The 21,508-nt window shown below is 67.2% G+C and carries 26 protein-coding genes and 3 pseudogenes; 16 read left to right on the forward strand and 13 right to left on the reverse strand.

Features of this window, described 5'->3' with window-relative positions:
- Positions 1–2: 2 nt before the first annotated feature.
- From tgmA to AC0KTA_RS40915, 4 genes are read right to left on the reverse strand one after another with little or no spacing between them, the layout of a single operon-like run.
- Positions 3–299, reverse strand: a complete 297-nt coding sequence (tgmA, locus tag AC0KTA_RS40900; RefSeq protein ID WP_481057021.1) for a putative ATP-grasp-modified RiPP — start codon at positions 297–299, stop codon at positions 3–5.
- Positions 299–823, reverse strand: a complete 525-nt coding sequence (locus AC0KTA_RS40905; protein WP_481057022.1) for a hypothetical protein — start codon at positions 821–823, stop codon at positions 299–301. The genes tgmA and AC0KTA_RS40905 overlap by 1 nt, the downstream gene beginning before the upstream one ends.
- A 35-nt stretch (positions 824–858) precedes the next feature.
- The gene (locus AC0KTA_RS40910; RefSeq protein ID WP_481057023.1) at positions 859–1,095 is read right to left on the reverse strand and encodes a DUF7848 domain-containing protein; all 237 of its coding nucleotides are present in this window, start codon (positions 1,093–1,095) and stop codon (positions 859–861) included.
- Positions 1,095–1,238 (reverse strand): hypothetical protein, encoded by a 144-nt coding sequence (locus AC0KTA_RS40915; protein WP_481057024.1) that lies wholly within the window; start codon positions 1,236–1,238, stop codon positions 1,095–1,097. Before AC0KTA_RS40915 ends, AC0KTA_RS40910 begins: the two co-directional genes overlap by 1 nt.
- Positions 1,239–1,472: 234 nt before the next feature.
- Here AC0KTA_RS40915 and AC0KTA_RS40920 point away from each other — a divergent pair, with 234 nt between their 5' ends.
- From AC0KTA_RS40920 to AC0KTA_RS40930, 3 genes are all read left to right on the forward strand, one after another.
- Positions 1,473–2,360, forward strand: a complete 888-nt coding sequence (locus AC0KTA_RS40920) for a helix-turn-helix domain-containing protein (protein ID WP_481057025.1) — start codon at positions 1,473–1,475, stop codon at positions 2,358–2,360.
- Entirely contained in the window at positions 2,347–2,541 is a 195-nt protein-coding gene (locus AC0KTA_RS40925; RefSeq protein WP_481057026.1) for a DUF397 domain-containing protein, read from the forward strand. The genes AC0KTA_RS40920 and AC0KTA_RS40925 overlap by 14 nt, the downstream gene beginning before the upstream one ends.
- Positions 2,542–2,784: 243 nt before the next feature.
- The gene (locus tag AC0KTA_RS40930) at positions 2,785–4,419 is read left to right on the forward strand and encodes an IS1182 family transposase (RefSeq protein WP_481057027.1); all 1,635 of its coding nucleotides are present in this window, start codon (positions 2,785–2,787) and stop codon (positions 4,417–4,419) included.
- A 65-nt stretch (positions 4,420–4,484) separates the two neighbouring features.
- Here AC0KTA_RS40930 and AC0KTA_RS40935 read toward each other — a convergent pair whose 3' ends face one another.
- Positions 4,485–4,787: a hypothetical protein gene (locus AC0KTA_RS40935; protein WP_481057028.1), complete on the reverse strand. Its 303-nt coding sequence runs from the start codon at positions 4,785–4,787 to the stop codon at positions 4,485–4,487.
- A gap of 233 nt (positions 4,788–5,020) precedes the next feature.
- On the opposite strand from AC0KTA_RS40935, the gene AC0KTA_RS40940 reads away from it, so the two are divergent.
- The 3 genes from AC0KTA_RS40940 to AC0KTA_RS40950 all read left to right on the forward strand — a co-directional run bounded on the left by AC0KTA_RS40940 (position 5,021) and on the right by AC0KTA_RS40950 (position 7,183).
- A complete protein-coding gene (locus AC0KTA_RS40940; protein WP_481057204.1) occupies positions 5,021–5,527 on the forward strand; it encodes a transposase family protein in 507 nt (168 codons plus the stop codon).
- An 89-nt stretch (positions 5,528–5,616) separates the two neighbouring features.
- The gene (locus tag AC0KTA_RS40945) at positions 5,617–6,819 is read left to right on the forward strand and encodes an IS110 family RNA-guided transposase (protein WP_481057029.1); all 1,203 of its coding nucleotides are present in this window, start codon (positions 5,617–5,619) and stop codon (positions 6,817–6,819) included.
- A 103-nt stretch (positions 6,820–6,922) separates the two neighbouring features.
- Entirely contained in the window at positions 6,923–7,183 is a 261-nt protein-coding gene (locus AC0KTA_RS40950; protein WP_481057030.1) for a hypothetical protein, read from the forward strand.
- Positions 7,184–7,372: 189 nt separating this feature from the next.
- Here the strand turns inward: AC0KTA_RS40950 and AC0KTA_RS40955 are convergent, their stop codons facing one another.
- Together AC0KTA_RS40955 and AC0KTA_RS40960 are read right to left on the reverse strand one after the other, a co-directional pair.
- Entirely contained in the window at positions 7,373–8,059 is a 687-nt protein-coding gene (locus AC0KTA_RS40955; RefSeq protein WP_481057031.1) for a class I SAM-dependent methyltransferase, read from the reverse strand.
- A 170-nt stretch (positions 8,060–8,229) separates the two neighbouring features.
- A pseudogene (locus tag AC0KTA_RS40960) lies at positions 8,230–8,380 on the reverse strand (IS30 family transposase); the annotation flags it as partial.
- A gap of 312 nt (positions 8,381–8,692) precedes the next feature.
- On the opposite strand from AC0KTA_RS40960, the gene AC0KTA_RS40965 reads away from it, so the two are divergent.
- A complete protein-coding gene (locus AC0KTA_RS40965) occupies positions 8,693–8,857 on the forward strand; it encodes a hypothetical protein (RefSeq protein WP_481057032.1) in 165 nt (54 codons plus the stop codon).
- 76 nt (positions 8,858–8,933) lie between these two features.
- Here AC0KTA_RS40965 and AC0KTA_RS40970 read toward each other — a convergent pair whose 3' ends face one another.
- Positions 8,934–9,137 carry a DUF397 domain-containing protein gene (locus AC0KTA_RS40970; RefSeq protein WP_481057033.1) on the reverse strand — a complete coding sequence of 68 codons (204 nt, stop codon included), beginning with the start codon at positions 9,135–9,137 and terminating at the stop codon, positions 8,934–8,936.
- 15 nt (positions 9,138–9,152) lie between these two features.
- Positions 9,153–10,025, reverse strand: a complete 873-nt coding sequence (locus AC0KTA_RS40975) for a helix-turn-helix domain-containing protein (RefSeq protein WP_481057034.1) — start codon at positions 10,023–10,025, stop codon at positions 9,153–9,155.
- A gap of 242 nt (positions 10,026–10,267) precedes the next feature.
- Here AC0KTA_RS40975 and AC0KTA_RS40980 point away from each other — a divergent pair, with 242 nt between their 5' ends.
- From AC0KTA_RS40980 to AC0KTA_RS41015, 8 genes and pseudogenes are all read left to right on the forward strand, one after another.
- Positions 10,268–10,672, forward strand: a complete 405-nt coding sequence (locus tag AC0KTA_RS40980) for an ATP-binding protein (protein WP_481057035.1) — start codon at positions 10,268–10,270, stop codon at positions 10,670–10,672.
- A 71-nt stretch (positions 10,673–10,743) separates the two neighbouring features.
- Complete coding sequence (locus AC0KTA_RS40985; RefSeq protein WP_481057036.1) at positions 10,744–11,148, forward strand: hypothetical protein; 405 nt, start codon at positions 10,744–10,746, stop codon at positions 11,146–11,148.
- Positions 11,149–11,431: 283 nt separating this feature from the next.
- Complete coding sequence (locus AC0KTA_RS40990) at positions 11,432–12,007, forward strand: hypothetical protein (protein WP_481057037.1); 576 nt, start codon at positions 11,432–11,434, stop codon at positions 12,005–12,007.
- A complete protein-coding gene (locus AC0KTA_RS40995) occupies positions 12,004–12,606 on the forward strand; it encodes a DUF6624 domain-containing protein (RefSeq protein WP_481057038.1) in 603 nt (200 codons plus the stop codon). The genes AC0KTA_RS40990 and AC0KTA_RS40995 overlap by 4 nt, the downstream gene beginning before the upstream one ends.
- Entirely contained in the window at positions 12,603–13,556 is a 954-nt protein-coding gene (locus AC0KTA_RS41000) for an endonuclease/exonuclease/phosphatase family protein (protein ID WP_481057039.1), read from the forward strand. Before AC0KTA_RS40995 ends, AC0KTA_RS41000 begins: the two co-directional genes overlap by 4 nt.
- A 272-nt stretch (positions 13,557–13,828) precedes the next feature.
- Positions 13,829–14,065, forward strand: a pseudogene (locus AC0KTA_RS41005) (ISL3 family transposase); the annotation flags it as partial.
- Positions 14,066–14,303: 238 nt separating this feature from the next.
- Entirely contained in the window at positions 14,304–15,062 is a 759-nt protein-coding gene (locus tag AC0KTA_RS41010) for an ISL3 family transposase (RefSeq protein WP_481057205.1), read from the forward strand.
- 822 nt (positions 15,063–15,884) lie between these two features.
- Positions 15,885–16,358 carry a hypothetical protein gene (locus AC0KTA_RS41015; protein WP_481057040.1) on the forward strand — a complete coding sequence of 158 codons (474 nt, stop codon included), beginning with the start codon at positions 15,885–15,887 and terminating at the stop codon, positions 16,356–16,358.
- 105 nt (positions 16,359–16,463) lie between these two features.
- Here the strand turns inward: AC0KTA_RS41015 and AC0KTA_RS41020 are convergent, their stop codons facing one another.
- Positions 16,464–16,631: a hypothetical protein gene (locus AC0KTA_RS41020; protein ID WP_481057041.1), complete on the reverse strand. Its 168-nt coding sequence runs from the start codon at positions 16,629–16,631 to the stop codon at positions 16,464–16,466.
- A gap of 556 nt (positions 16,632–17,187) precedes the next feature.
- On the opposite strand from AC0KTA_RS41020, the gene AC0KTA_RS41025 reads away from it, so the two are divergent.
- Positions 17,188–17,382, forward strand: a complete 195-nt coding sequence (locus AC0KTA_RS41025) for a hypothetical protein (protein ID WP_481057042.1) — start codon at positions 17,188–17,190, stop codon at positions 17,380–17,382.
- Between the two features lie 267 nt (positions 17,383–17,649).
- Here AC0KTA_RS41025 and AC0KTA_RS41030 read toward each other — a convergent pair whose 3' ends face one another.
- The 3 genes and pseudogenes from AC0KTA_RS41030 to AC0KTA_RS41040 all read right to left on the reverse strand — a co-directional run bounded on the left by AC0KTA_RS41030 (position 17,650) and on the right by AC0KTA_RS41040 (position 21,442).
- A complete protein-coding gene (locus AC0KTA_RS41030; protein ID WP_481057043.1) occupies positions 17,650–18,744 on the reverse strand; it encodes a hypothetical protein in 1,095 nt (364 codons plus the stop codon).
- Positions 18,745–19,504: 760 nt separating this feature from the next.
- Positions 19,505–20,184: pseudogene (locus AC0KTA_RS41035) on the reverse strand (IS5 family transposase); the annotation flags it as partial.
- Positions 20,185–21,253: 1,069 nt separating this feature from the next.
- Entirely contained in the window at positions 21,254–21,442 is a 189-nt protein-coding gene (locus AC0KTA_RS41040) for a hypothetical protein (RefSeq protein ID WP_481057044.1), read from the reverse strand.
- Positions 21,443–21,508: the final 66 nt, after the last annotated feature.

Genomic DNA, 21,508 nt, shown 5'->3' on the forward strand with positions numbered 1-21,508 from the left:
GATCAGTCCTTGGGTCCCTCGTCGAGCGGCGGCGGGTTCTTCATGTTGCCGTCCGGAACCGTGGGGTTGTGGGTCGCCATGTAGGGCAGCGGGCCGTCGTAGAGGCCGACGGACATCTGCACCGCGGGGTCGTAGATCGCGGGGGGTACGGCGATGGCCTGGGTGGCGTCGGGGGTGCGGGCGAAGCGGAGGATCCACGGACGGGTGGCCGCGCTGCTCGGCGGCTCGGAGCTGCGGGGGATGGTTCCGCCCGCGGGGGAGAGCGGGAACCCTTCCTTCGGGTGCGCGATGCTCGTCATCACGGGATCCTTCCAGTGCCGGTGACGGATGGGTTGGGCCCGCACCCCTGCCGCGGGCCATCCGGCCACGCTGGAATCCACGTGAGGGGGCGTCCGCGGGAGGGGGCGGGAGCGTAAGGCGCACAGCCGTGCGGGCCGGCGCGGGTGAGGAGCGGGCGGGCGGACAGGCTGTAGCAGCCGTGCCGGTCCGCGACCGCCAGGCGGTAGACGGTGCCGTCGCCGAGCGCGGTGAGGGCCTGCTCGTGCAGCTCGATGTCGTACGGCCAGGCGCGCAGGGGCGCGGCGGGGTCGGACGGGTCGTGCGTGACCACGCGCACCGCGCCGATCTTGTGCGGCCCTTCGAGCCATACCGCGTCGAGGGGAGGGTCGATGCGGTTGGCCAGGCGCGGTGCCCACGCGTCGAACCAGCGCAGGGCCAGGCGCGGGGAGGGAGCGGCGTAGCCGTCGAGCAGCCATTCCCGGGCGGCGGTGTTGTCGGGTGCCGCGCCGATCGTGCACTCGCACCACACCGCGGTCGGCCACACCGGCCCCGAGCGAGGCGGCGGCGCGCACGTGCCGTTCACAGCCACTGCCCGAGCTCGACGCGATAGGGCAGGGTGACGTGCTCGCGGTAGTCGAGGTGCGCGGGGTTCTCACGCACGTGCCCCAAAGCCCAGTCCTGGGGCTCGACACGGTCCTCGCTGACCGGGCTCATCGCGCCGCACGCCATGCACTCCAGCGCCCCCGTGATCGGCTCGGCGTCCGGCTCCCGGTTCGGCGCGATGGTGTGCTCACGGAAGCGGTGACGGGCGCGCATCACTTCCGCTCCTTGCCACGCAACAGCGCCGAGTGTGCGGTGAGCTGCCGCTGCAACTGGGCCGACCGCGCCAGGAGTTCGTCAACGGAAGGCGGCGGCTCACTGGAGACGGTCTGCTCGGGTGGTTCCTGTTCCGTCGACATGCGTGCGCCTCTCGTACCAAGGCAGAGGGATCTAAGAACACGCATGCGTACCCGAGTTGGCACGCAGCGCGATAGGTCTACAGCCTCCCGAGGCTGCACTCGCCATGCAAGACTTCATGGAGAGGGTTCGGTGTTGTCCCATCGAACTGATGGCTTGCCTTGCACGGCGGGCACTTGACTGCCTTCATCGCGAGTCGCGGAAGTCCGTCATACTGAGGACAGAAGGGGTGGAACATGGCAGAGGGGCAGACCGGATCAACGGTGCCGCGTCGTCAACTCGGGCGAAACTTAAGGGAGCTGCGCAACTGCGCGCGGCTCACGGTTCGCGCTGCGGCTAAGAAGCTGGAGTGGTCCGAAGCGAAGATGTGGCGCATTGAAACGGGGCAGACGCCACTGCGCAGCCTCGACGTGCAAGCCATGTGCACGGTGTACGGAGCGCCCCAGGACCTCACCGAAGCCCTGATGGGCCTCGCGAAGGAAACCAAAGCTCGTGGGTGGTGGCACGCCTATGGTGATGTGATCCCAGAGGGCTTCGACGTGTACGTGGGTCTCGAAGAGGCGGCGGCGAGCTTGTCCTCGTACCAAAGCGACATCGTCCCTGGCCTGCTCCAGACCGACGGATACGCTCGAGAGATCACGCGCACCCACATTCCCGAGATCAGCGACGAAGAACTCGACGGTCGGGTACGCCTGCGAATCGAGCGCCAGACAATCTTGACGCGAGCGACTGACCCGCTGCCGCTGCGCATCGCCCTGAATGAGGGCGTGCTGCGCCGCCCCGTCGGGAGTCGCAACGTCATGGTCGGGCAGCTCGCACACCTCGTCTACGTCTCAGAGCGGTCGAATGTCTTGATCCGCGTAGTGCCCTTCTCTGCAGGCATGCACTCTGGCGTCGTAACCGGGCCGTTTGTGATCTTGCGGTTTCCCACCAACGGCGACGGGAGCGAGACCGAGCCGCCGACCGTCTATGCGGACGGCTACACGGGGGGCCTCTACCTGGACAAGCCGAAGGAAGTGGAACAGTACGACTTGGCATTCCGGGAAATCTGGGACAAAGCACTCGATGAGCAGGCGTCACGACGTCTGCTCGCTGAGGTGGCAGGGAGCTATGAACACGGTTGATCTACAGAGCGCACAGTGGTTCAAGTCGAGCTACAGCAACGGCAACGGGGAATGTGTCGAGGTCGCACACGTCACTACGTCGGCCGTTGCGACGAGGGACAGTAAGCAGCCCGGAGACAATGTGATGGTCTCCAGCGCGCACGCGTGGGGAGCACTCGTTGAGTGGGTGGCGGGCCGCTAGCCTCGCTATCACTGCACGGTAACCAGTAGTTCCTACATCCATCGCGCTTAGCACCTCAGCTCATTGGCGGAGGCGATTGGGCACCCGCAACACAGAAGACGCCCCCTGTGCGGCCCAAAACTGAGCCGACACTGTTGGCGAATCCGAAACGAAGAGAGACCCCCGGTCCAGTCACCTCGTTAGGTGACTGGACCGGGGGTCGTTTCGTGTTCTGGGGGTTTGGTGTCGTTTTGAGGTGGCGCTGTGGGGGAGGTTCCGGCGGGCACGGCGCTGGTGGCGAGGGCTGCGTTCCCCAAGGGCAGTCTGGCCATCCGTGTGCGTGATGAGCTGGGCGAAGTGTTCACTGATGACCAGTTCGCCGATCTGTTTCCGCGTCGCGGGTGCCCGGGGCTTCCGCCGGCGATGCTCGCTCTGGTGCTCGTGTTGGAGTTCGTCGAGGGGTTGTCGGACCGGCAGGCGGCCGACGCGGTGCGAGGTCGGATCGACTGGAAGTACGCCCTCGGCCTGGAGCTGTCCGATCCGGGGTTCGACTACTCGGTGCTCAGCGAGTTCCGTGATCGGGTTGTGGCCGGTGGCGCCGAGGAGCGCGCCCTGGAGGTGCTCCTGGACCGCTGCCTCGAACGCGGCCTGCTTCGGTCCGGTGGCCGTCAGCGCACGGACTCCACCCACGTTCTCGCCGCGACACGGGAGCTCAACCGCCTGGAGCTCGCTGTCGAGACTTTGCGATGTGCTCTCAACGCCCTGGCCGCAGCAGCCCCGGACTGGCTCGCTGGGTGGATCGCCCCAGAGTGGTTCGACCGATACGGACGCCGGGCTGAGGACTACCGGCTGCCCCGGGGTGTCCAGGCCCGGATCGACCTCGCCGCGGAGTTCGGCTCGGACGGCATGGCACTGCTCCAGCAGGTTCATGGTCCGCTCGCGACTTCCTGGCTCCGTGAGCTGCCGGCCGTGCAGACGCTTCGGCAGCTGTGGGTCCAGCAATTCCATGTCATGGATGGAGCGGTGCGGTGGCGCACGGCCAAGGACCTCCCGTCCGGCACTGCCCGCCTGAGCACCCCGTATGACCTTGAAGCACGGTGCGGTCTCAAGCGGGCCGGCCAGCGCGAGACGGTCTGGCACGGATACAAAGCACACCTGACCGAGACCTGCGAACCGGACGCCCCGCACCTGATCACGCACGTCGCCACGACCGTGGCGTCGGTGACCGACATCGCCGTCGTCGACACGCTCCATGTCACCCTCGCCGAGCGTGACCTGCTGCCGGAAGTCCACGTGGTCGACGCCGGATATGTCGACGGCCGCCTGATGGCCGCTGCTCGCCGAGAACACGGTGTTGACCTGCTCGGGCCAATGAAGCTCAGCTCGGCCTGGCAGAAGTCGGACAGCGGCTACAGGCCGGAGAACTTCACCATCGACTGGGACAACGAGCGGGTCACCTGCCCGAACGGCAAGGGCTCCAGCCGCTGGTATGCGGACCGCTCGGAGGCGAACCTGCCGGTCATCCGCGTGGAGTTCCGCACCTCGGACTGCAAGCCCTGCCCGGCTCGCAGCCAGTGCACCACCTCCGCGAGGGGCCGCCGGATGACTCTGCGGCACCGGGCCGAGCACGAGACGATCCAGCAGGCCCGAACCGAGCAGACGACGGACGCGTGGCGGGACCGTTACGCGGTCCGACACGGGATCGAGGGAACGATCTCTCAGGCAGTCCGGGCCTTCGGCCTGCGGCGCAGTCGCTATCGCGGTCTGGCCAAGACCCGGCTGCAGCACCTCCTGACCGCCACAGCAATCAACCTCGCCCGCCTCGACGCCTGGATCGCCGGCGCACCATTCGCTCCAACACGCACCCCACCCCTGATGGAAATCCGTCCCGCCGCCTGAAGCGACGGGACGGATTCGCCAACAGTGTCGGCCCAAAACTGAGCCGCACAGGGGGCGCTGTTCGGTCAGGAGAGGAGTTGCCAGGTGGTCAGGGGCAGGCTGATGATGGCGAAGAGTGCGGTGATGGAGGGGAGCGGCCAGCAGGACCGCTCCAGGGCCTCGACGCTGGTGTCGAGGCCGCTGAGGGCCTGGTCGGACTGCTGGCCGCGCTTATCCGCAGGAGGGCGCAGCTGGCTTTTAGGGGCCAGGACCGATGACCGGCGAGCCCTGCTTGGTCTGGGGGTGCCGATGTGGCTGTGGGTGCGCCAGTCACCGACTACGTTCGGGCCGAATTCGGCGACGGCCACGGCGGGCGGGGTGACGGTCACGGCGATCGCGAAGGTGAAGAAGATCGTGTGGCGGATGGGGGATGTGGGCGGTCACGATTTTGAGTCTGGCCGGAGTTCCGTGAACGGGCTGGGCAGTGCGTGAATGAGGAATCGATTCTGCGCGGCAGCCTCCCGGCATGGGCGTGCGTGCGGTAGAAGATGTGCTGTTTCGCGGGCTTCAGCTGTAACTGGAGCAACTACGGTTGAGTGACGGGCTGGTGAAGGCGGAAGCGGTGGCCTGTGGCCGCCCACCTGCTTGCCCGGACTGCGGAACGGCCGGGAGCCGGGTCCACTCCGCGTACTGGCGGACGCTCGCTGACCGGCCGGTGGACGGTGCGGCAACCGCAGTGCGGCTTCGCGTCTGGCGTTTCTTCTGCGACCGGGGCACGTGCCGACGTCGTACGTTCGTCGAGCAAGTCGAGGGCCTGACACGCCGGTACGAACGCTCGACCAGCGGCCTGCGGGTCTGGCTTGCGGCGATCGCGGCTGAGCTCGGCGGTCGGCCGGCCGCCTGTGCCGGAAGCGCCCTACATCGGGCACTATCGGGCAGGTCCACAAGCTTGCCCGATTCGCGGGTCAGCGTACGGGGCCACGATCACTCGCGCCAAGGCAGCTCCAGTCCAAAGCCGCTCCGTAAGTTGTTCGGCGGTCCGGAAGAGTGGGGTGTGGCTCTAAAGTCGCTTGCCCCCGGTGGCTCCGGTGGAGTGGCCGCCCCGCTCTTCGGGACGCCTGGCCGCTGATTGAGATCTGCGGATGATCGCTGTTTACGGAGCTGACGGCGGGTGTTCCTCGGGCCGAACGGCACGCTGCCTGAACCGAGGAGACGCACATGGCCGAGCAGCTGACCCGCCTCTGGGTCGGGATCGACGCCGGTAAAGCCCATCACTGGCTTGCCGCGGTCGACGAAACCGGGGCCACGATCTGGAGCAAGAAGGTCCCCAACGACGAGAGCGCGATTCTGACCGCCCTCGGCGAGATCCTCGCCCTCTCCGACCAGGTGCACTGGGCCGTTGACATCGCCGGCACCGCATCCGCGCTGTTGCTGGCCTTACTCGCCGCCCACGGCCAACAGGCCCTCTACGTACCCGGACGGACGGTCAACCGGATGTCCGGGTCCTACCGCGGTGAAGCCAAGACCGACGCCCGGGACGCCTACGTGATCGCAGACACCGCCCGTCTGCGGCGGGACTTCACCTCCATCAAAGTCCCCGCCCAGCTGGCAGCCGATCTGGCTCTGCTGACCGCCCGCCGCGCCGACCTGATCGCCGACCGTGTCCGCATGCTCAACCGGCTCCGCGACGTGCTCACCGGGATCTTCCCCGCTCTGGAGCGGGCCTTCGACTACGCCGATCACAAAGGCGCGCTCATCCTGCTCACCCGCCACCAGACCCCGGCATCCATACGGCGCCACGGCCAAGCCCGCCTCACCGCTTGGCTCAGGGGACGCAACGTCCGCAACCCCGACGCAGTCGCCGCCACCGCCCTGCAGGCCGCCAGGACTCAGCACGTCACGCTGCCCGGCCAGGATGTCGCCGCCGGCATTGCCGCGGACATCGCCACGCAGGTCCTCGCCCTGGACGACCGGCTCAAGCACATCGACCAGCAGATCCGGCAGACCTTCCGCACCCACCCCCAAGCCCACATCATCGAGTCCCTGCCGGGCATGGGCCCCATCCTGGGAGCCGAGTTCATCGTCGCAGCCGGTGACCTGAGCACTTACGCGGACGCAGGCCACCTCGCCTCCGCCGCCGGCCTCGTGCCCGTTCCACGCGACTCCGGACGCCGCACCGGAAACCTTCACCGCCCCGAGCGCTACAGCCGACGCCTCCGCCGCGTCTTCTATCTCTCCGCCCAGACCAGCATCATCCGCGAAGGCCCCAACCGCGATTACTACGTGAAGAAGCGGGCCGACGGCTGCAAGCACGTCCAGGCCGTCATCGCCCTCGCCCGCCGACGTGCCGATGTCCTGTGGGCGCTCTTGCGTGACGACAGACTCTTCACCCTCCATCCACCCGCCGCCCAAGCCGCCTAAACGGGCCAGCGCACCCCGCCTACCCGGCGATAGCCTGCGGGCCAAACCAGAAAGGCGGACCCCAGTGGGCTTCGACGCAGAACGATCAGCGCGCATCGCTGCCATGCAGGAAACCGCCCGGCCCGTCTGGGAGGCAACCGGCGACACGGACGCACTCCAGCAGTTCCTCAAGGACAACGGATGTCACGGAGTGGAAGCCGTGTTCGTGACCATGGGCCTGCTGCACTGCGATCTTGCCGAAGCCCAACGAGCCTTCTTCAACGCCCCATGCCGCGACGCCGAACGCCGCTTCCACAACCACGCCATGGACCTGCTCGAAGAGGCCGCCGACCAGGACGCCGACAGCACCAGCGGCCCCGCATAGGCCCTTGACTCGGTCATTAAGACTCCACCGACCTCATCACGGCGCAGCTCAGTACCTGCAATCGGATGCCCGCTTATCCGATACTGCGTCATCTTCAGCCATAGCAGAGCGCCTGAAGCCCTGGTCGCGTGCTGTCAGCCCGTTGATACGACCGCCGCGCTCCATGTGCCCCGCTGTGGCGGATGGGCGTCACGGGTGGGCGGTGACGTAGAGCGACTGCACGTCGTCGCGGCGCTCCGGGAACTCTGGGAACTCGGCGAGCAGATCGCGTTCTTTTACGCGCTCCACCGTGGTGAAGCCGGCTTCCGCCAGCGCCCAGGTCAGGATCTCCAGGTCGAACAGGTTCCGGTGTCCGCCGCGCTGATGGAACAGGTCGTTCACGATGTGCTGCGTGGGTGGCCCGCTCAGGGTGAACGCAGGGTAACGACTGCACCGATCCTCCAGTAGCGTCCGGCCGCGGTCCTCGACGTACGAGACGCACACCTTCTCCAGATCCGGACAGGACAACCACACAGCACCGTCATCGGCGAGTACGCGACGGAGCTCGGACAACAACGGCACCAAGTGCTCACGCAGCTCAAGGTGCTCGATGACATGTTGCACGACGACGGCCCGGACGCTGCCGGTCCGGAACGGAAGGCGTCCGGCCATCAGGTCGATGTCGTAGTCGGAGCCGCTCAGATCGCAGTTGAGCCAGCCCTCGACACGACGGCCGCCACAGCCGAGGTGCAGCCGTTCCGCGTCGGGTGTGCGGCGCAGACTGCCAGAGACCAACGCCTTGACGCGTGCGGCCTCGTAGAGGACTCCGGACAGTGTGCGCTCATCGACCGGGTAGGCGCGGCGTACCGCGTGACGCGCGAGCGAGATGAACTTCATATCCGAAATCTATGTATCTTTCGGCGGTTTTAGGCATTGCACGCGGCATGCGCGGCAGCGGCTCAGCCATCTGCCTCGGCGACCAGAAAACCCGCGGTCTGCCACTCGCCACCGACAGGGGTCGCCATACAGCAGCGGTGGATTCGCATGATCGTCGTATGTTGCTTGTCTCATGCTGTAAGAGCGGCAGCGAATACTTCTGCGGGGGTCCGCCAACCAACCCAGGCTCTTGAGGGGTCGGTTGTTGAGCCGCTCCTCGATCGTAGGGAGGTCGTGAGTGGTGTGGACGGACAGGTCGGTGTGTTTGGGTAGGTACTGACGTTTCCCCGTGACCTTGGACACTCGATTGTTACGCCGTGAGGGCGTGCTGGTGCCGCTGACCGAGGTCCGCCAGAGTCAGGCGCAGGTGGCGGTCGGCGAAGTGCAGGTCGTCGGTTAGCCCCTCCTGAAAGGGAACGATCGTGAGCAAGACGAAAGACCGTGCCGCCGGGCCCGCGATGAACGGCATTCCGGCGCAGGGGCCGGCCGGGCTGGTCGCACCCCCGCGGGTCTCCGCCCGTCGGCGCAGGCCGGGAGATCGCCCTGTCCCTGGCGCTGATTGCCGCGGGCGGCGCGGGAGTTGTGGTCCTGGTCATGCAGAGCGGCGACCGGACCGAGGTGGTCACGGAAGCCGACCTGGGACGCGGGTCCATGGCCCTGGACCCGGCGGTCAAGGCGGTCAAGGCGGACGACCTCGGCTCCGTGGTCGGCAAGCGGGCCGCGGTGCCACTGCGCCTTCGGCCCTCGCCCAGACGCTGAGGAGCCCCCCGCCTGCTGGGAGGGGAGGCGGGGGGCTCGACATCGAGTACCTAGGCGAGGGCGCTCGGTAGGCTCCTCAGAGTCGGCCCTGTGCGACGGCAGTGACGAACTGCTGCCAAGCAGCCGGGGCGAAGGTGTGGGCTCCCAGGCGGCGGTTCTTGCTGTCGCCGGCGGCGATCCGACCCTCGTCGGTTGGCTGGCACTCGACGCAGTTCGGACCGTTGTCAGGGCTGTAGGAGGACTTCTGCCACCCTTCCTCAGGGAGGTCGTGCCGCATCATCTGGTGTACCTGCCTCTAACTGATGAGATCTCTGGCCGCCTGCGCGATCAGATCCATGGATTGCCGTGACGGTAGGGCGCTTGACCGGAGTTGGTCAAAAGCTAGCTTGTACCGCTCAACAGGACCATCTTCCTCCAGATAGATGAGGCCGTCGAGGTAGCCCAGGCTCACGACGTCCAGGTCCATGGGGTCTGGGTAGGAGTAGATGCTGAAGGCTCCGTCGAGCCCGGCGTGGCATCCCTGGCTGAAGGGGATGATCTGGAGAGAGAGGCGCGGCGGATTGTTCACCTCGATCAGCTGGCGTAGCTGATCGGCCATGATCGTGGGGCTGCCGACTACGCGTCGGATGACTGCCTCGTCGAGGATGCAGACCAACTGGGGCGGGTTCTCCTGCTGCAGGACTTCCTGCCGTCCCATCCGTACGGAGACGTGCGACTCGACCTGCTCGTCCGAGTGGGAGTCGTCGTCACCTCGGATCGAGACCTCGGCGTACTCGCGTGTTTGGAGCAGGCCAGGGATCAGAAGTGGCTGGAACAAGAGCATGCGTGCGGCATCGGCCTCAATGCTGAGATGTTCCTGGAACCGCTCATCGAGTATGTCGCTGAACGGCGCCCACCAGTTCTTGCGTCGGCCCTCACGAGCGAGGGTGACGAGGGCGGTTTTCAGCTTGCCGTTCTTGACTCGGTAGAGATCCAGCAAGGCCTCGATCTCCAGCTTGCTGACGCCCTGCCGACCGTTCTCCTGCCTGCTGATCTTCGACTTGTCGCCGCCGATCCGCTCGCCAGCCTGGTCCATGCTGATCTTGGCGGCCTCGCGCAGGCGCTTGAGCTCGCTGCCGAGCCTGCGGCGACGGACGGTCGGCTGTAGATGGCGCGGGCGACTGGTCACCTTGCCTCCCCTTCTGTGCAGGTCGGGCCAGTGTGTCGTATGGGACCACGCTTCCTCCAACAGCCGTCATGTGCCCGCGAGTTAGGGCCGCACCAGCAGGGTTACAACTTTGGAGCACGGATGGGTTGCGAACTCGTCGTAGGTGGGTTCACGCTGTTGGGCGTCACCGATGGCGCTTGAGTAGTCACGGAGCGTTGTCATTCGTATGTGCTGCTCAGGCACGTGGAGGAGCCATGGCCGTCATGGCAAGAGCAGGAACCCACTACCACCAGCAACTCGCCGCAAATCCGGCGCAGATCAGGCGCACCCGTCGTATCGTCACCGCGCTCCTGCGGTACTGGGGGTGGGGAGAGTGGATAGCCCCCGCACTCCTGTGTGTCACGGAGCTGCTGACCAACGTCTTGGCGCACGCGGGCTGCGACGACTGCGAACTGCGGCTGGAAACCTCGCCGTTGGCTCTGCGCATCGTCGTCAGCGACCGATGCCGGGACCTTCCCGTCGTACGAGAAGTGGAGCTGTTCACCGAAGGCGGCCGCGGGATGTTCCTGGTCGCGGCCAGTGCTGATTCGTGGGGCGTCGACCCGACGGATACCGGCAAGGCGATGTGGGCGGAGTTCCGCGCGGATCACAAGAGGGCCGCCGCGTGACCGCTGTCGCCGTGCCAACTACTCCGGTCCTCGGCGATGTTCGTGGTCAGGAGGCCACCTGGGCTGCGCCTGTGTCTCCCGACGCTGCCCGGGAACTGCTGAACGCGCAGCGGGCCGCTTCAGCGCTGAACGGCGTCCACGACTTCCTGGACCGCGTTCTCGATCACGACAGCCCGCCGCTGGCGTGTGAGGAAGTCGGATACCAGGTTCGCGTGCTCGGCGGCTGCCTGTGGCCCCTGGTCAGCGACGCCTTACAAGGGGCCCGCAGACGCCCCGACCAGGCCCCGGCCGTGCAGATCGGCATCGCCGCGCGCCTTCACGCCGAGAAGACGACCAAGGAGTTCACTCCGAGCCTCGGCTTCGTGCGCCGTCTGGCCCTGCTCATCCTGGGCCTCCTGGAGCGCGTCGACGACGAGGACAACAGCCCCTGGCCCACGTTCCTTCCGGCCTCCGCACGACACGGGAGGCCGATGTGACGCGTCCGCTGCCACGTACCTACTGGTGCCACCTCCACCACGGCTCGCCTGGCCGGGAGCATCCCGCGCCGGCAGTCGACGGCGCGCCCATGCTCGGCGGCATCACTACGCCTCATCCGGGTGCCGCGCTGAACTGGCTCCGGGCGGAGCTCGCCGTCGTGGCAGGCGACTTGGGCGAGGCGTCGAGCGACGCGGCGCTGGCCTGGCCATGAACCTCTGCTCCCCGCGCACCACCATCTTGGAGGCCCCGTTGAATCCCACCCCCGTAGTGTTAGCCGATGGCTTGAACGACCATGAGGAGCGCGCCCTCCGCGAGGCCGCCGCGGACGCGTCACACGATCTGGACCGGGCGAGCCAGGCCGCCGGACTCAACCTCTCGGCGCTGCCCAGCATGCGCCGCCCCGGGGAGGTCGACATCGGCTGTATGAGCCCACAGGCCGCAAGCGAGCTGGCCGCGCTGATCCGCAGAAGGGCGAAGTCGGCCCTCCAGGCCGCCGCGAAGCTGAGCGCCGCCTTCCAGGCCCACGACCTGGATATGCCCGACCCGTACGTGCACGACCGGAAGATCCACTTGGGTGAGGTCACCCTGGACACGGCGGACCGCCTGGCGTGCCTGCTCGGTGCACCGCCGCAACACGATCCCGCAGCAGATCTGGCCTTCTGGCCCCATACTCAGGCGCTGGTCTCCCGGCTCAGCAACGCCTTCCGCCAGGCCACCAATGGCGGCTTCCTGGATCCGGAGTTCCACGGCGACTGCCTGCGCTGCAACACCGAGGCACGCATCGACCTCGGAGCGATCTCTCCGCCACTGGCACGGCGCATGGCCGTCGCGCTGCAAGCCACCACGGTGAGACCGTGACGCTGGCGCCGGTCAGGGCGGACCTGGCCCGCACGCTCCTCGACCGTGCCGCTGACGGCCGCTCCTACCGAGCCAGCCTCCTGCGCGGTCTCCTCGACGACGGACAGATCAGCCGAGGACACCATCTCGAGCACGCCAACGCCCAGGTGCTCCAGCGCATCGTGGCCACCCACGCCTGGCCCGACGCTCACCTCGTGGGCGCCGAGGCCGCCGAGGCGGCCTGGTGGATCGCCGTGCACGCCGATCACCTGCCGGACTTCCAGCGAAGCATCCTGCGCCTGATCCGTACCGCCGCCGACCGGAGCACCGTCTTGCGCAAGCAGTGGGCGCACCTGCACGACCGGTGCAGCATCCGCTCCGGCACCGCCCAGACCTACGGCACCCAATACCAACTCCGTCCAGGCGGCATCGAGCGCCTGCCGGTCTGGGACCCCGACAGGCTCGATGTGCGCCGCGCCGGTGTCGGCCTGGGGCCTGCCGCAGATGCGATTGAGGACCTGCGCCGCCGCCTCGCCGCCGAGGCCGTGCACCGCGGGGCTGCTGACCACGACGAAACCGACAGCGCCAGCTTGAACCTGAACAGGAGAGTTGCGGCATGACGACTACGGGGATGAGCCATCCCGCGGTGCACGAGGACGTGGTCCGCGTGGCCACCTGGAATCTGGAGCACAACGGCATCAGCCGCGGCGGCGACGACTCCCGATGGCGCACCGCCATGAAGGTGCTCGGCGGCCTCAAGCCGCACCTGCTGTTGCGCCAGGAGTTGACCCGCGCGCATATGTGCGGCTCCCGCGCCGTGTGGGGCGAGGCCACGCACCTGGGCGGGCACATCCCCTTCCTGGCCACCGCCACGCCGGAGTCGGCGAACCCGACCGGGGTGTATGTCGACCCGGGGGTGTTCGAGGTGGTGGAGTACCACGAGCACGTCACCGGCATGTGGCACCCGGTCTGCAACCCCATCCTCCGCCTCAAAGGCACCACCGCCAAGCTCAGCGTCGCCTCGTTCCACCTGTTCTCTTTCGACCCCCGGCAGCGGGCCAGCGAGGCGAAGAAGCTGACCACGCTCGGCAAGCCGGGCATGGCGGCCATCATCGGCGGCGACTGCAACTCCTACCCGCATACCCGCGTCGAGACCGCGCCGCTGCCCGACTGGTCCACCATCGCTGACCGTTCCCACTTCGAGCACCGCACTATTGAGCGCGATGGGCGACGCGTCTGCGACACCTTCCCCGACGAAATCCTGTCCGGGCGGCACGACGGACAGCCCTCGGTCTTCCGGGAGTTGGGGCACTACGCCGCCACCGAGCTGCGTCAGCACTACAGCAACCCGCTGGCGCCCACTGCCTCGCTGTGGCACACCGATCAGGGGCCGATGCGGCGCATCGACCGTCTCTACGCCACACCGCAGGTCGCGGAAGCCCTGATTCGCCTGGACGTCGTCGACAACGACGAGGTCCGCGCGGCCTCCGACCACGCCCTCGTCGTCGCCACCTTCAGTCTCACAAAGCTACGCCAGGTCCTCACGGCCGGGCTGGAACTCGCCGCCTGACTTTTCAACTCTGGGCGCAGTGTCCAAAGCTCCCGGTGCACGGCCGCTCCACGCCCCGGCCGTGCACCGGTGACTCCTATACCTACGGCATGGCCGCGAGGAGGAGTGGCTGCATAACTTTCAACGAGTGTCGTTTGTCGATGAGTTCGGATGTCATCCGAGGGCCTGTTGGCCTCCGAATGTCGGTGAGCTGTGGGTTCTGGCAGAGATCTTGGGCTCTGTCGCTGATTTGGGGGCAGTGACTGCGACCGCGGCTTGGGCATCACCTGGGTATGGACGGGGTCGTGAGAGTTGCTGATCTCCTCCTCCCCGGTGCGACTGTTGAGGTCGAGCGGTTGTCGCTCACCGAGGATGAAGTGCTCGTGGCCGCTCGAGCCCGGGGGCATGGGGCTGTCTGTCCGGAGTGCGGCTGGAGATCGTCCCGGGTGCACTGCTGTTACGAGCGGCGTCTCGCGGGCTCGCCTGTTGCCGGGCAGCGCCTACAAATCCGGCTGCGGGCCCGTCGGTTCACCTGCGAGAACACCGCATGCTCGCATCGGACGTTCGCCGAGCGGATACCGGCACTGACCCGCCGCTACGCGCGACGGACCGATGCCCTGACGATGCTGCTCACAGACATCGCGTTGTTCCTGGGCGGTCGGCCTGGTGCTCGGCCGGCCGACCGGATGTTCATGGGGACGTGCCAGGACACGATGCTCCGGTTGATCAGAGCCTTGCCCCGCGCCGGAGCATGGTCCCGTCCAAGTTCTGGGCGTCGACGAGTTCGCCCCGCGTCGCAGGTGGAAGTACGCGGCTGTCCTGGTCGACATGGCCACCCACCGTCCCATCGATGTGCTCGCCAACCGGACCGCCGACACCTTCGCGTCCTGGCTCAGGCGCCCCCCGGAAGTCCAGATGATCTGCCGCGATCGCGCCGGGTCCTTCCGTGACGGAGCCTGCGCTGGAGCACCACAGGCAAAGCAGGTGGCCGATATGTGGCACGTGCCCCACAACCTGGCCGAGGCCGTGGAGCGCATTGTCGGCCGACACCGTGCTGAGCTACGCGAACCCTTGGCGACGGCAGCCGATGCCGCACCCGCTGGTGGAACATCGCGTGCTGAAGTCGACATCCACGGCTGGCCACGCCCTCTGGTCTCGCGGACCCGCGAGCGGTATCAGCAGATCCACGAGCGGATTCAGCGCGGCGACAGCCTGCGCGCGATCGCTCGCGAACTCCGCCTCAGCCGCGCCACCGTGGTTCGTTTCTCTGAGGCCGCTGACGTCGACGAACTACTCATCGCGGCCACCCACCGCCCCAGCATGGTCGATGACTACCGCCTCTACCTGCATCACCGCTGGCTGGAGGGCTGCACCAATGCCTCCGCCCTCACCCGAGAGATCCAGCAGCTGGGCTACCGCGGAGGCACTGGCACCGTCCAACGACACCTCCGGGCCTACCGGACAGGAGCGATCGAGATCACGTTTGCACCCCGACGGTGCGGCCGCGACGTCAACTCCCATACGTAGACAGCAACATGGGAACGGTTCGCGGTGATCGTATCGACGTCTTCCCGTTCACACATCAGCAGGTAATCAACCAGTCCCCGGCCGTAGGCGTCGATCGTGCGCAGTGCACGTCCGAGATCCGTCCAGACCGTCAGCCAGGCCGCCGCCTGCTCGTGCCGTCTGAGCACCGGCCACTGCTCTGTGAGCACTGTCGTGCCGCTCAAGCCATCTCCCAAGTTCGTGGCTACACCAGGGAGACATGATCACCCCGGCAGATTCCACGTAACTTTTAAGATGCTCAAACGGCAGATGTACGGCCGGGCCAACTCGACCTTCTACGGCGCCGCATCCTGCTGTCGCTGTGATCAACCAGCCCCCCCCCACAAAAAATCGGCGACAGAGCCCAAGATCTGTGCCAGAACCCACAACTCACCGACAGAGCCACCCGCGGCTCAGCGCCCGTTCCACGAATCGCAGGCGCTGGACCCTGACTGGGTCGAAGGGCCTGCACGTGCCGGTGGGGGCCGCCAAGTCTCCCGCTCAGACGGTCGCGCTCATCGACGGGATGGAGTTCCAGCGCGAGACCAAAGACTTCGCCGGGGCGGCAGACTCAAGGCACTGCCACCGGGCGTGTTCGGCGGTCGTTATGTGGTCGTCCTCTTGGACGTGGTCGGTGATTCGGTCTAATCCCGTCGGCGGACTCTCGTCATCAGGCGCGAAAAGATCCAGATTCACATGTTGACGATTCATATAAACCATGACAGTGCACCCGTTGCAGGATATCTGGGACAGGAGGAGGATTGAAAGAGTGCAAATTGGGGCGAGTCGAAGGGGGAAGAAGCTATGGCACTCACTCTTCGGACCCTGAGGGGTTCCGTCAGAGTTGACGGGAAAGACGCCGAAGACATCGGCAGCGACGAATTCATCCACGAAACCCGACTCATAGGAGAAACGGGGCAGGGGGAGGGGCGCGTCCTCATCGAGAATCAGGACACCTTCATCCCAGAGACCCGTATCTGGAAGTGGGGCGGTGAGTGCAGGGTAGAGGTCGACATGCACGCACGACTCCTGCCCAAGGTGCCCACTGGGCAGTCAATCCACATCTGGGGTGAGGCGCGGTTCTACGAGGGTGACACAGACGACACCGACGAACTCGAGGACCAGAGATCATTCGACTTCCACGTCCCGCGCACACCTGGTGGATCGCCGCCGATCACGCATCCAGTGCCGTTGAAGGACCCACAGCTCATCGGCGCAGACAATTGGGCTCATGTCACGTTCGCGCTTTTCAACGAGCGTGAGCCAGAGGAGATCTAGGCGGTTTCGTTCGGAACATCGGGCAGACTAATTGGAATAGGTGGAGTTCGGCACAAACCGCATCGCCGAGTTCACCTCGGTTGCCGCCGTGAATGGCTGCCTCGGTCAGAAGCCGATGCCCTCGGTCGGGGTGTCCTCGTCCATGTACTCCCAGAAGACCGGGCTGTTGGCGGACCAGCTGCTCTGGCGGCGCAGCTTGTCGACGCGCTTGCCCCTCTTGATGCCGGTGGTGACCAGTCCACGCCGGGCAGAGTGGCCGGTGATCCGGCGCACGGTCAGGCCTGCGTACTTTGCGCAGCGGGCGAGCGTGCGGCCGACTCCGTTCGGCGAGAGCCGCGTGCTGCCCAGGTGGCCCCACTGGTCGACCGGCAGGAAAGCCGGGGCGCGTCGTCCAACACGCTCATCTCCTCGTTGCGCCCGGCGACCGCGAGCTTGAGGGAGTTGAGCGCCTTAGGTGGGTCACTCATGAAACACCCGGCCGCCCCGGCCAGCAACTGCACGTCGAACGGGAGAGAATGTGACACGCCACGCCCACCGCAGCATGGTCGTTTGCCATCACAATCTCCTGACTGCTGCCGGAGCCCTGGCCGCGCTCAGTTTGCTGACGACCTGCAGTGACTCCGACGACGGGTCACGTCTGCGAAGCCGTCTGTGACGGCTACTTCGTCGACGTCGAGCATGTCCACCACGGATCCCCAAGAGGCCGACAAGAAGGCCGCGCTCGCCGTGTACGACTCGTTCCTGACCGAGCAGGCGAAGGCGTACAGGAAGGCCTCCGCCAAGGGGACCGACTTGGAGAAGTACCCGAGCCTGGACGCGTTGAGCAAGGTTGAGCTCGACCGCCAACATGAAGAAGGCCGGGACGGTTGTCCGAGGCGAACTCGGCCATGATCCAGAAGCGGAGCTGGAAAGCAAAGCCGAGACGCCGACGGCCACCATCGAAGACTGCGTCGATCTGTCGAAGTACCGGATGTACGACACCAAGGTGAAGAAGGTGAGCCGCTGCCGCCCGAACAGCCGTTGAAGTACATCACGACGGCGAAGGTCGAGCGCTGGGATGGCGGCCGCTGGATGGTGACCGACATCAACCCGCAAGGCGGGGCGGAATGCTAAGGCATGTCCGATGAGTCGAATGACCTGTGCATCACTGCGCACTGTCGCTGTCACCCGTACGTACCGCGCGAGTCGCGGCCTCTCGCATCGGCGCGGCCATATTGTCGTCGATACAGTGCCCGCGTACATGCCGGGCTTCTGAGACTAGGACGTGGCGGTGGTGTAGCGGGGCGCGTTGTCAGTGGGTCTGAACCGGAGGTCGGGCGACAGATCTTGACTGCGCGCCAGCTCGTACGGGGTCGGGACGGCGGCGCTGTTCCGTCGCCGCCCGCCGCGGTCGGTCAGGGGAGGCGCCGACCAATCCGCCGCCCTCCGCGAGTTTCCACTCCCGGTGGAGGGTCCCCAGCGGAATGCGCTTCTCGAAGACCGGCGTGCCGAAGATCTTTATCTGGAACAGCAGCGAACTGGACAGGTTCACCCCACCGGCGACCAGCCAGTGCCCCACTGCCGAACCGGTGACATCGCTGGCCCCGGTGGCGCTGCCCTCGGCTTCGCCGCGCAGATACGGCGCCAGTTCGGCTGTCACGCCCATGACGCCGTACAGGCCGACGCTGGCCTCTGCACCAAGCACGGCCTTAACCTTGCCCGCTGCCGCCACGGTGGCCTTGACCGGGGTCGCCTTGATGCCGGACTCGCTGATGGTGTGCCAGCCCTTATCCCGGCTGTAGCTGCCGCCGATCCGGAAGTCGCCCCTGAGGTTCTCCTCGACCTCAACACTGACTCGGCCGTCGGCATCCACCTCGATGTAGCAGGTGAGGTCGAGATTGACCACGACCGGGACCGCCCCCACCTGGATGACCGGGTCAGCGTGCAGCTTGGCGAACGGCAGCCGCAGCGGCTTGCCGTCCGGGGTGCGGGCGGCTGCCTGTCCCTTCAGCCGCCACCGCGAGGACCAGTCGCCGGACAGACCTAGGTACGCGCCTCTGGGTGAACCGGCGCCGCCGACGCCGTCGTAGGAAAACTCGACCTCGGGCGCCAGCTGGACAAAGCCTGAGACCGACGCGGCGGCGGAGGCCGGAGCATTCTCGGCAGTGGCGATCCCGGCACCGACGTCAAGGCGCAGCTTGCCCAGCGGCACGCTCGTACCGCGCGGCCCCGAGTGCACACCACCGGTATTCGACCATGACGCCTTAACGCCCTTGACCAGCGGCTCGACCTCCACGGAAGCCGGATCGATGGGCACCTTGCCACCGGCCTTGGCGCCGCCGAGGAGCGCGCCTAGGGTGGTCGGGGCGGTCTGGACCTCGGTGGTCTGCTCAGTCGTGTCGATCACGTCAGTGACCTTGGCGAGGATGCCGTCCGGGGCCCCGGGCACGGGCGCGCTGGCAACGACGTCGCCGACCCGCAGGGGACTCCGGTCGTCCGTTCCGCTGCCAGGCTCTGGGGTCCGGCTTGGCCCGGCCGTGGGCCCGCCCTTCGTCGGCTGGGCAGGCGACGCGGAGACAACGGCTCGTCCACTCTTCCGGTCGAAAGAGGCGATTCTCAGCGAGGACTTCTGGGCGGCGCGGCCGCCACCGGGGGCCTGAGCGACGGCAGTTGGGGAGGCCGATGCAGTTGGGGCCTTGCCGACGGGAAGCTTCCCGTCGGCGGAGTCGGGAACCGCGCTGCCGGAGGCCGTCGGGTGCACGGTGGGTTTGTCGGCTCTCGGTGACTGGGATGTCCCGGTCACCGAGCAGCCCACAGCGAGCAGCGCCAGGGCGGTGAGCGCTGGGAATAAGGAAGTTCTGGATATCTTGGGCACGTTGGCTGATCCTCGGGGGAAGTGAGGTGGGGGCGGGCCACGAGTCGCCATGGGCAGGGCAGCATCGGGGGCCGCGCCACACGGCATGGGAACAAACAAAGGGGCGGCCGCACCCGGGTGTTGGACTCAGGGGCGGTCCGTGATCATGTCATGCCAGTGGCCGGCCGGGAAGCGACCTCTCCATGGCGATGCCCCTGCGGGTGTCATCCGGGCGGTCCACCGAGAGCAAGGGAAGCGTGACCAACAGCAATGGCAGCGCAGACCTAAATTCTGTCCGGCGAGTCATGAACGGAAGCCAGAGGCGAATGGCCGCGACGGTCACGGTGCCGTGAAAGACGTACGCTCTCTTGCCGAAGCGCGTGGCCACGGCCCGGGAAATCTTCAACCGGTTGATCAGCCACTCGACTTCGTTCCTTCGGGCATACCGGACCGGATCGAAACCGGCGGGCCTGCCGCCTGTGCTGCCACGGCGCCGGCGGCGGGCCCGCTGGTCGCGGCGCTCGGGAATCGTGTGCTTGATCTGCCGACGGCGCAGGTAACGGCGGTTGCGGCGGCAGCTGTACGCTCTGTCGCCGCTCAGATGGTACGGCCGGGTACGCGGGTGTCCTCCCGCGGGGCGAGGTACGCGGATCCGGTCCAGGACCGGGACCATCTGCGGGGCGTCGCCCCACTTGCCCGGCGTGATCAGCAGGGCAAGTGGCCGTAGCCCGCCTTCGCCAGCCAAGTGGATCTTGTACTCAGCCCGCCACGTGAGCGGCCGAGGGCTTCATCGGATCGGTGCTGAACAGGGCGGCCACGCCTGCCGGGCACCCGTGGAGGACGCTTGCGGGCGCCGGCTGCGTGCTGGTGTGCCCGGCACACGGTGGAGTCCACACTCACCATCGACCAGTCGATACTGTCCTGCTGATCGGCGTCGGCCTGGACGGCCCGCAAAATCCTCTCCCACGTGCTGTCCGCCGACCAATGTCGGTGGCAAGGCGTCGTACGGCATGCGGGAGTTGCCGACTTGCGCCACCGCTATACCAAGACCTCGGCGAGGGCCGCGGGCGGCCGTTTTGCGCTGACGGCCACCTCGACGTGGGCTGTCGACTGGCAGGTCACCGGTGGTGGCGGTGAATCAGGAGAGCTGACCGAGATCCGCCAGAGCCAGGCTCAGGTGGCGGTCGGCGCCCGCGGCCTCGTCCTGCTGCGGCACGCCGAGGTCCCGAAAACCTCCCCGCACGATGCGGCCGCCACCACTCGCTCGGCGCCCAGCGCTGCCGCCAGCACGGCACCGGAGAGAGCCACACCCGTGCCCGAGCCGACACCCCCAGGAAGGCCTCGGCTGGAGACGACATCCCGGTCCGGGCGGCGGCCCTGGAGGAGATCACGCCGTCCAGCGGCTGCTCTAGCGCTCCTCACCCGCCGATCTGCCCGCCGGACCGAGAAGCAGCCCGTCGCCCTGGCCTCCCGCGCCTGGAACGCCGAGATCACCGGCGCCGGGCGCGAGAAGTGGCCCGCCATGCACGGCGTACGACGATCTCGTTCAGGGCGAGCGTGCGCGTGCCATCCTCCTCGGTTTCTCCCTCGGGCAGAGGGGTGGTCATGGCTGTCCACCAGCGGGTTGCAGTACGCGAAGCCGACGGGTTCGCCGACCGCGTAGCCGACGATGGCTTCCCAGCCGGGTGCTGAGCTCTGGCCTGAGAGCCGCTCGTTGAAGCGGTCCGCGCTGTTGAAGTCACCGACGAGCCCGAAGTCGCGCTGCCGCACTTCAACATGGGCGTCCACGAGGGTCTGCCGGACCTCTTCGACGTTGCGTTAGTGGCGCAGCTCGATGGCCACCTGTGCGTGACCTTCTCACTGACGCGGTCAGTCCAGGCTCGGGGCATGGGTTCGTCGAGGGCAAGATCGGCAAGGCGTGCGGTGAAGCAGACCTGCACGAGTCCTCCGGTGCGCCCGCGCCAGGCATCCTGGGGATACGCGATGCAGAGTCGACGGCCGCTTCGAGCGCTCCCTCGACGAGGAGGCCGAGCACATCGCCCCTCAGCCCTCGAGACCGGCCTCAGGGGCTCAGGCGGGCTGTGGGGCGAATCATGACGGCGAGGACGGGCCCGGTTGGGGAGGGCTGGGTATGGGCGATCTGCCGGTACCCCCATGACTCGTACATCCGCTTGACCTTCCCGTCTCCGGCGCTCGGGTTGACCATGAGCGTCGCGCGGCCGGGCCAGTTGGCGAGGAGGTAGTCGTGCACACGGCGAGCGGTCCCGGTGCGGCGCCAGGATGTGAGGACCGCGATCTCGTCGATGCGGAATGTCCG

The sequence above is a fragment of the Streptomyces sp. Y309 genome (assembly GCF_056712025.1).

Coding starts and splice junctions, on each gene's coding strand:
- AC0KTA_RS40965 (WP_481057032.1), top strand. CDS start 8,693: ATGCAGAGCGGCGACCGGACCGAGGTGGTCACGGAAGCCGACCTGGGA.
- AC0KTA_RS40910 (WP_481057023.1), bottom strand. CDS start 1,095: ATGCGCGCCCGTCACCGCTTCCGTGAGCACACCATCGCGCCGAACCGG.
- AC0KTA_RS40915 (WP_481057024.1), bottom strand. CDS start 1,238: ATGTCGACGGAACAGGAACCACCCGAGCAGACCGTCTCCAGTGAGCCG.
- AC0KTA_RS40920 (WP_481057025.1), top strand. CDS start 1,473: ATGGCAGAGGGGCAGACCGGATCAACGGTGCCGCGTCGTCAACTCGGG.
- AC0KTA_RS41015 (WP_481057040.1), top strand. CDS start 15,885: ATGGCACTCACTCTTCGGACCCTGAGGGGTTCCGTCAGAGTTGACGGG.
- AC0KTA_RS40980 (WP_481057035.1), top strand. CDS start 10,268: ATGGCAAGAGCAGGAACCCACTACCACCAGCAACTCGCCGCAAATCCG.
- AC0KTA_RS40950 (WP_481057030.1), top strand. CDS start 6,923: ATGCAGGAAACCGCCCGGCCCGTCTGGGAGGCAACCGGCGACACGGAC.
- AC0KTA_RS40945 (WP_481057029.1), top strand. CDS start 5,617: ATGGCCGAGCAGCTGACCCGCCTCTGGGTCGGGATCGACGCCGGTAAA.
- AC0KTA_RS40925 (WP_481057026.1), top strand. CDS start 2,347: ATGAACACGGTTGATCTACAGAGCGCACAGTGGTTCAAGTCGAGCTAC.
- AC0KTA_RS40955 (WP_481057031.1), bottom strand. CDS start 8,059: ATGAAGTTCATCTCGCTCGCGCGTCACGCGGTACGCCGCGCCTACCCG.
- tgmA (WP_481057021.1), bottom strand. CDS start 299: ATGACGAGCATCGCGCACCCGAAGGAAGGGTTCCCGCTCTCCCCCGCG.
- AC0KTA_RS40970 (WP_481057033.1), bottom strand. CDS start 9,137: ATGATGCGGCACGACCTCCCTGAGGAAGGGTGGCAGAAGTCCTCCTAC.
- AC0KTA_RS41000 (WP_481057039.1), top strand. CDS start 12,603: ATGACGACTACGGGGATGAGCCATCCCGCGGTGCACGAGGACGTGGTC.